Here is a 7,445-nt window from a genome sequence, read left to right as displayed (position 1 = left end):
ACCCCGCCGCCCCCGGCTATCGCCCGGCCTTCAGCGCGGCCCCGCGCGCCTTCAGCTCCTCGGCCATCTGCTTGCCGAGCGCCCGCGCCTCCGCCCGCACCTGCCGGAGCTCCTCCTTGGTCGGCCGAACGAACCCGTTCGCCTCCTCGATCCGCACCCCGGCCCGCGCCTGCGCCGCCTCGGCCGCCTCCATCCGCCGATCTGCCTTCACCCGCGCGGCCTCCATGTGATCCGCGACCAGACCCGAGATCGTGTTCTGCGACATTGTCCTTCTCCTTCTGTTGGCCCCGGACCTCGTGTCCGGCTGACAAGAAAGACAATGACCCCCTCCGCTGACAGCCCACCGACAACCGGCTGACAGCGTCACAGCCGGGCAGTTCTACCCACCGGTCGTCGCGGGGAACTCTCTGCGGTAGCAGGCAATCGCCCGGCTCAGTGCTTGCTCGCGGCGCGGGCGATGGTGCGGAAGACGCGTTGCCGCAGACCTCGCCGTGCTCGGGCGAGCAAGGGGGTTTCCGGGGGCGGGGTCGCGCCGCCGAAGCGGGGGAAGAGTGCTGCCGCGTTGGTGCGTTCGATGCCGCGGCGGGCGGTTTCGTCGAGGTGGGGGTATTCGGCGAGGCCTGCGTTGAAGTAGTGCACGGCGGGTTCCGGGGCGAAGGGCCAGTCGCTGCCGTAGAGCACATGGCCGGGTTCGGCGAAGGCGAGCAGGCTCGGGAGGGCGGAGGCGCTGGCGGAGAGGGCGGTGTCGAAGTAGAAGCCGGCGAAGTCGTCGAGGACGTCCACCGGGCTGGCGCCGGTCTGGTCGAAGATGCTCAGCGACATGCGGTGGGCGGCGTAGGGCACGAAGCCGCCGGCATGGCTGAGGATGAAGCGGATGTTGGGGTAGCGGCGGCGGATTCCGTTGCGCACCAGGAGATATGCCGCGCGTGTCGTGTCGAGCAGGAAGTCCGTGGCGAAGGGTGGTACGCCGGGGGCGGGGTCGGCGGGCAGGTCCGCCGGATGCACGAGGACAACCGCCGAGCGGTCGTCGAGGACGCGGAACAGGTCGTCTTGGCCTTCGTCGCCGAGGTAGGCGCCGCGGGAATTGCCGAGCAGAACGCAACCATCGGCCCGGAGGTCGTCCAGGGCTCGCCTCGCTTCGGCGGCGGCCGCCGCCACATCGGGCATCGGCACCGTGGCGAAGAACCCGAAGCGATCGGGGTGATCGGCGCTGAGCTTCGCGGCGTAGTCGTTGACCGCGCGAGCCAGGTTCGCGGCTTCGGCGGGATCCGTCAGGAACGCCGTACCGGGAGTCGACACCGAAAGGATTGCGGACCCGATGCCCGCCGACGACATCAACCGCAACGCCGCGTCGGGTGTCCATTCGGGCAGCTCGCGGCCACCCGGTGCGTCGATTCCGTGTGCCCGCAGCGCCTCGCGGTAGACGGGCGGGATCAGGTGCTGATGCACGTCGATGCGGTCGCTCGCCATGGTTCCTCCTGCGGTTGGCCGCGGTTGTGCAGGTCACACGCCTACTTTTGTTGACGATATCATCAATAACCGCGATTTCTCTAGGGTAGTGACGAAATATTCAGATATCTCCGAGGTGGGCCTCGTCCGTCCCTGCTGGCAAACCCCCAGCTGGGGCGGCTGAATTCCCGAAACCCGACACAACCGCGCCGTCCGGGTCTTCAATGAAGAGGTGTGCAGGTGGATGGCATACTCCGGCGATCCGATCCTCATCGAGGACCTGCTGTTCCGACCTGTCCACTCCCTGATCGACCAGAGCCTGCACTCGCGCATGGGCGCGACCACCACGAACGGCGACGGTTTCGGCATCGGGTGGTACGGCGAGGGCCCCACGCCCGCGGTCTTCAAATGCATCGAACCCGCGTGGAACGAGCGCAATCTCCAGGAACTCTCCCGGCAGATTCGTACGCCGCTGCTGTTCGCGCATGTGCGCGCGTCGACGGGCACCCCGGTGCAGCGCAGCAACTGCCACCCGTTCCGGTACGGCAACTGGCTGTGGATGCACAACGGCGCACTGCGAGGATTCTCCGAGGTCAAGCGCGACCTCGCGATGGCTGTCGACCCCGGCCTCTACCGCGACATCGAAGGCTCCACGGACTCCGAGACCCTCTTCTTCCTTGCGCTGACCTTCGGTCTCACCGAGGACCCGTTCGCCGCGGTCGCGCGTGCGGTCGGATTCGTCGAGGACGTCGGCGCCCGCCACGGCGTCGAGAACCCGGTGCAGATGACGGTCGCGACGACGGACGGCACCTCCCTGTGGGTCTTCCGCTACTCGAGCGAGGGCCGGACGCGGTCGCTGTTCTTCTCGACCGCCATGGAGAAGGTTCGCGCCCTCCATCCGGAGGTGGAAGTACTGCACCGGTTGGGCGACGAGACGCGGTTCGTGGTCTCCGAACCGCTGCGCGACCTCGAAGGCGCGTGGAACGAGGTCCCCGAGTCGTACGCCGGTGTCATCCGGCCCGGCGAAGACGAGATCCGACCGTTCCAACCGGTGCGCTGATCGCGCCGTCGAACCGCGAGACCACGTCGCTCACCGGACCGTCTCCTCGGCATGGGTGGCTCCGATCCAATGCAGCAGCTCGTGGATCGTGTCGTCGGCCAGGCGGTAGCGGACGATGCGCCCGTCCTTGGTGCTGGTCACCCAGCCCTGCTGGCGAAGCAGCCGAAGAGCTTGGGAGACAGCGGTTCCGGACTTACCGACCGCTGCGGCGAGATCGCTGACGCTGATATCGGGCGCGTGGTGCAGGCATACCAGGAGCCGAAGTCGATGGGCATCGGAAAGCAGATCGAAACGACCGGCCCACTGATCGATGCCGACGATATCCAGTCCCGATGCCGCGCGGCTCGCGTGATCGGGATCCAGCGGAAGACTGACTGCCACGTCTCCACTCTGCCGGTCGCGCGTGCGTAGGGCCAGTCTCCGCGCCCATGACTTCACATGTGTTCACATGCGCAGATATCCAGCGTATCGTCTTGGGGGGTGAGCGATTACACAGTGGCCATGCATATGAGCGACGGCATCATCGACGCTCCGACGTCCTTGGTCTTCGTCCTGATCGCCGTCGCCGGAACAGGTTTCGCCGCGTGGCGGGCGCGTGCCGAGCTGGATGAACGTGCCGTTCCCATGGCGGGTCTGGTGGCCGCGTTCATCTTCGCGGTGCAGATGGTGAACTTTCCGATCCTGCCCGGCGTGAGCGGACATCTGCTCGGCGGGGCGCTCGCCGCGATCCTGGTCGGACCATATGTCGGCGCACTGTGTGTCGCGATCGTGCTCGTCGTCCAGGCGCTGCTTTTCGCCGATGGCGGACTGAGCGCGTTGGGCGCCAACGTCACCAATATGGCGCTGATCGGCGTCGCGGCGGGGTACTCGGTCGCACGCCTGATACCGCCGGTGCTGGCCAAGCGAGCGGGCTCCGGAATCGCTGTCACCGCCTTCGTCGCGGCATTTGTCGGAACATTCGCCGCCGCAATGGGTTTCGTCGTCGAGTATGCGATCGGTGGTGCGGCGGGGTCGACCGTCGGCGCCGTCGCGGGATACATGTCGATCACCCACGCGATGATCGGTGTCGGAGAGGGAATCATCACCGCGATCACCGTTGTCGCCGTGGTGAAGGCGCGACCCGATCTCGTCTACCTGTTGCGCGTCACCGGTCGACGCCGAACCGACACGGCTCCGCCGCGCGCGAGACTCTCGACGACCGGTTTCCTGTGGGCGTTCGCGGCGGTCGCGGTGCTCGTCGCGGGCGCGCTGTCCTACCTGGCCAGTTCGCAACCGGACGGGCTCGATGCCACAACCCAACGCGGATGCACGGTGGTCGAAGTGGACGGCGCCGAAGAACTGCACGGCGAATGCATCGCTCAGAGCGCCGAAGAACATCGGCTCGCGAACTCCCCGCTGGCCGACTACGCGATCGACGGTAACGACGAATTGAGCGGTATCGCAGGCATTCTCGGCGTCGCCGCCGCGTTCGCCGCGCTGTTCGCTCTGCTTCGAACGGTCCGGGCGGGACGGAAGGATCGGACGCCTTCCGGGGAGGACAAAGCCGCCGTCGCCGGGCCGGAGTCGGCCAGAGGTGAGTGATCACTGGCTGTACCTTCCGGGAAATTCGCCCGCCCATCGCGCGCCGGTCGAAGTGAAGATCGTCTGCGCGGTGATCGCGATCTTCGCTGTCGTCGCGACGCCGCGAGAACTGTTCTGGCCGTTCGGTTGCTACGCACTCGGTCTGGTCGCGCTGTGGTGGTGGATCGGTATCCCGCTGGGGTGGATCGCGCCGCGCCTGCTGATCGAAGCGCCCTTCGTGGTGTTGGCGATACTGTTGCCGTTTGCCGCGGGCGAACCGAGGACGGTCTTCGCCGGGCTGTCGCTGTCGACGACCGGTCTGTACGCCGCGTGGGGAATCGTCGCCAAAGGCACCCTTGGCGTGGGTATCTCGCTGACCTTGGCCGCGACGACGAGCGTCGGCCAGTTGCCCGCCGGGCTGGCCAGGCTGCGTGTGCCCGGTGTGATCGTCATGATCGTGGTGCTCATGCTTCGGTATGTGGATGTGCTCGTGGACGAGGCGGCGCGAATGCGCACGGCCCGAATCTCGCGCGGCGACGACCCGCGCACACTGCGCCAGGCCGGTGCGACGGCCCGAGGCGCCGGCCAGTTGTTCCTGCGGTCCTACGAACGGGGCGAACGCGTACATCTGGCGATGTTGTCGCGCGGATTCGACGGAACGACAACCTATTTCGGTCTCCAGTCGGCAACCCGAGCGCAGTGGCTCTTCGGCTTGCTGCCTGCGGCCACCGCGATCTGCGTCTGCCTGAGCGCGTGGGCGGTCCGGTGACCGAGCCGACGACACCCGCGGTGCGCCTGGTCGACCTGACCTTCGCCTATCCCGACGGAACCGGCGCCCTGCACGGCGTGAATCTCGACATCGCCACCGGGGAACGGGTGGCCGTCCTCGGCCCCAACGGCGCGGGAAAATCCACGCTGATGCTGCACCTGAACGGTGTCCTCACCGCCGCGTCGGGGGAGGTCCACATCGGCGGAACCCGTCTGGACCGCGACACTGTTCGCAGCATCCGCCAACGCGTCGGCGTCGTCTTCCAGGACCCCAACGACCAGCTGTTCATGCCGACCGTCGAACAGGACGTCGCCTTCGGTCCGGCGAATTTCGGCGTCCGGGGCGAACGTCTCGCCGCGGACGTGCGCGACGCGCTCGCGGCGGTCGGCATGACGGACCGGGCCGATCGCTCCCCGACGCACCTCTCGGTCGGCGAACGCCGCCGCGCCGCCTTGGCCACCGTCCTCGCGTGCAGGCCGGAGGTGCTCGTGCTCGACGAGCCCGCCGCCAACCTCGACCCGGTCGCCCGCCGCGAACTCGCCGACATCCTCCTGACCTTGCCCACAACGATCCTCATGGTGACCCACGACCTGCCCTACGCAGAGCGCGTCTGCGAACGCGCGGTGATCCTCGACGCGGGCCACATCGTCGCGAACGGTCCGATCGACGAAATCCTCGAAGATTCAGCGCTTCTCGCCAAGCACCGCCTGAGCTGAGGTAGGTTACGCGACGCCGAAGCCTCCTCGACCCGAGCGCTTCCCTGGGCTGACGTGCTCTTCCCTTCTTCCGGGGAGACGGCATTGCCGCGTCGCGGGCGTTGCGGTCAGCCCACCTCGGGTTCGTCCGCGAGGTAAGGGGGCGCCGGATCGTAGTGGATCTCCCGGCGCACGGCTCGCGCGTGCGCTCGACCGTGCAGTCGGCCGACCAGCCAGAGCGCGCTGTCGATGCCGGCCGAAACGCCCTGACTGGTGAGGACATTGCCGTCCACGACATATCGTGCGTCCCGGACGACGGTGACGTCGCCGCGCGCTTCGAGCGCGTCCTCGTACTTCCAGTGCGTGGCGACGCGGCGGCCACGCGCCGGGCCCGCGGCGTGCAGCAGAAATGCTCCGGTGCAGACGCTTACCACCCAGGCGGCTTCGGCCGCCGTTCTGGCGATCCACTGGGTGACCACCGCGTTGTGCGGCTGCGTCTTCCGTGCGCCGCGTCCGCCCGGCACCAGCAGTACATCCAGCGGCGGGTGGTCGTCCAGCGTGTGGTCCGGCAGCACACGAAGCCCTTTGCTGAATCGGACCGGTTCGGGCCGTTCTGCGATCAGGACGGCGCGATCGGCGTCGTCGCGCAGGATCGCCGAGGTGGTGAAAACCTCCCAGGGTCCGGCGAAGTCGAGTTCCTCGGCATGGTCGAAGACGAGGATTCCGTATGTGGTCATGAGTCGCCTCTCAGGGATCACAGCGAGAAGTACGGGTCGTCGAGCACGTACCGCCAGGACCCGTCACGGCCGCGCCGGGCGATCTCGGTGGAACTGGAAATCACCGGCTCGCCGTCGGGTCGCACGCCCGACACGATGGCATCGTTCGAGATCAGCGCCAGCTCGCCCACTACGTGCACCCGGCGCGTCCGCAGCTCGATCCGCGCACCGGAGCCGATCATGCCGCCGAGCGCGTTCCGGATCGCCGCGGTACCGGATCGCCGGTCGCCCGGGCTCGGGAAGAGCAGGGCCGCGGGTTCGTACAGCGACATCAAGCCGTCGAGGTCACCGGCGTTGAAGTAGCGCTCGAACCGCGGCGCTAGTTCGGCGGGCGCGGCGGCCCCGACACTGCCGGAATCGACCTGCACCGGCCGGTCGTTCCAGCCCGCGCCATCCACGATGTCGAACCAGGTGATCGGTCCGTGCGTCGGGTAGTACAACTGGCAGACCTGGCCCGGGAACGTGAACGGGCTGCCCTTGGCCGTGTTGTCGCGCACCTGCCGCGCCAGTATCTCGCCGAACGAGTACCCGAGGTCGTAACGGGGCCACACGGCATGCACTCGATCGGCGAACCCTTCGGGCAGAAGTTCTCGGTCCCGGCCGACGATGTCGACTCCAGTGCCGCGCTGCACCAGGGCTTCCACGGGCCCGAAACGATGGGCGATGCCGTCGACGGTGTGCAGCGCGACAGCGTTCCACACGGTTCGAACCCGCGCGTCGTCGACACCTTTGCTTCTGAGGAAGTCCGCGGCGGCGTCGGCGCCGTCGACCTCGAAACGCTGGTCGCCGTTGGCGTGCTCGGTCGCGCCGAGATCGTGCAGAAGGCAGCCGAGGTAGAGCAGTTCGCCGTCGTAGTCCACACCTTCGCGCAATCCCTCAGCGGTCGCCACCTCCCGGGCGTACAGATAGCTGCGCACACAGTGGTTGTAGACGAGCTGCGGTGAGACCGCGGCGACCAACGCGTCCGCGGCGACGGCGAGTTCCGAAGTGGGAAAATTGAATTGGGCTTTGTCGGCTTGCTGAACGGTCATCGTGTTTCCCTTCCGATTGTGCCCACTCAGTGTGTGCTCAGAAGTAACCGTCGCCCAGTGGCCAGATAGCCATGTAGTGCTCAAATCTGGCCACGGTTCTCATGG

The 7,445-nt window shown here is 67.6% G+C and carries 9 protein-coding genes and 1 pseudogene; 5 read left to right on the top strand and 5 right to left on the bottom strand.

Annotated features, from left to right (window positions below; genetic code table 11):
• Window positions 1-16 precede the first annotated feature (16 nt).
• Complete coding sequence (locus NAM01S_RS23680) at window positions 17-265, bottom strand: hypothetical protein (protein WP_067788737.1); 249 nt, start codon at window positions 263-265, stop codon at window positions 17-19.
• A gap of 167 nt (window positions 266-432) precedes the next feature.
• Window positions 433-1,470: an amidohydrolase family protein gene (locus NAM01S_RS23675; RefSeq protein WP_067788735.1), complete on the bottom strand. Its 1,038-nt coding sequence runs from the start codon at window positions 1,468-1,470 to the stop codon at window positions 433-435.
• Window positions 1,471-1,693: 223 nt separating this feature from the next.
• On the opposite strand from NAM01S_RS23675, the gene NAM01S_RS23670 reads away from it, so the two are divergent.
• A complete protein-coding gene (locus NAM01S_RS23670; protein ID WP_067788733.1) occupies window positions 1,694-2,509 on the top strand; it encodes a class II glutamine amidotransferase in 816 nt (271 codons plus the stop codon).
• Between the two features lie 30 nt (window positions 2,510-2,539).
• Here NAM01S_RS23670 and NAM01S_RS23665 read toward each other — a convergent pair whose 3' ends face one another.
• Complete coding sequence (locus NAM01S_RS23665) at window positions 2,540-2,872, bottom strand: ArsR/SmtB family transcription factor (protein WP_301316260.1); 333 nt, start codon at window positions 2,870-2,872, stop codon at window positions 2,540-2,542.
• 75 nt (window positions 2,873-2,947) lie between these two features.
• On the opposite strand from NAM01S_RS23665, the pseudogene NAM01S_RS36210 reads away from it, so the two are divergent.
• The 4 genes and pseudogenes from NAM01S_RS36210 to NAM01S_RS23650 all read left to right on the top strand — a co-directional run.
• A pseudogene (locus tag NAM01S_RS36210) lies at window positions 2,948-3,670 on the top strand (energy-coupling factor ABC transporter permease); the annotation flags it as partial.
• Entirely contained in the window at window positions 3,647-4,090 is a 444-nt protein-coding gene (locus NAM01S_RS36205) for a PDGLE domain-containing protein (protein WP_218018446.1), read from the top strand. The pseudogene NAM01S_RS36210 and the gene NAM01S_RS36205, both read left to right, overlap by 24 nt.
• Window positions 4,083-4,838 (top strand): cobalt ECF transporter T component CbiQ, encoded by a 756-nt coding sequence (gene cbiQ / locus NAM01S_RS23655; protein WP_067788729.1) that lies wholly within the window; start codon window positions 4,083-4,085, stop codon window positions 4,836-4,838. Before NAM01S_RS36205 ends, cbiQ begins: the two co-directional genes overlap by 8 nt.
• Window positions 4,835-5,554, top strand: coding sequence for an energy-coupling factor ABC transporter ATP-binding protein (locus NAM01S_RS23650; protein ID WP_067788879.1), 720 nt, complete (start codon window positions 4,835-4,837; stop codon window positions 5,552-5,554). The genes cbiQ and NAM01S_RS23650 overlap by 4 nt, the downstream gene beginning before the upstream one ends.
• A gap of 107 nt (window positions 5,555-5,661) precedes the next feature.
• On the opposite strand, the gene NAM01S_RS23645 is transcribed toward NAM01S_RS23650, so the two are convergent.
• Together NAM01S_RS23645 and NAM01S_RS23640 are read right to left on the bottom strand one after the other, a co-directional pair.
• Window positions 5,662-6,270, bottom strand: coding sequence for a DJ-1/PfpI family protein (locus NAM01S_RS23645; protein WP_067788727.1), 609 nt, complete (start codon window positions 6,268-6,270; stop codon window positions 5,662-5,664).
• A gap of 17 nt (window positions 6,271-6,287) precedes the next feature.
• Window positions 6,288-7,340 (bottom strand): HD domain-containing protein, encoded by a 1,053-nt coding sequence (locus tag NAM01S_RS23640; RefSeq protein WP_067788726.1) that lies wholly within the window; start codon window positions 7,338-7,340, stop codon window positions 6,288-6,290.
• Window positions 7,341-7,445: the final 105 nt, after the last annotated feature.

This window comes from Nocardia amikacinitolerans NBRC 108937 (assembly GCF_001612615.1).
GTDB classification, from domain to species: domain Bacteria; phylum Actinomycetota; class Actinomycetes; order Mycobacteriales; family Mycobacteriaceae; genus Nocardia; species Nocardia amikacinitolerans.
The sequence above is the reverse complement of the archived record's forward strand: the minus strand, read 5'-3'. Positions and strand labels throughout refer to the sequence as shown.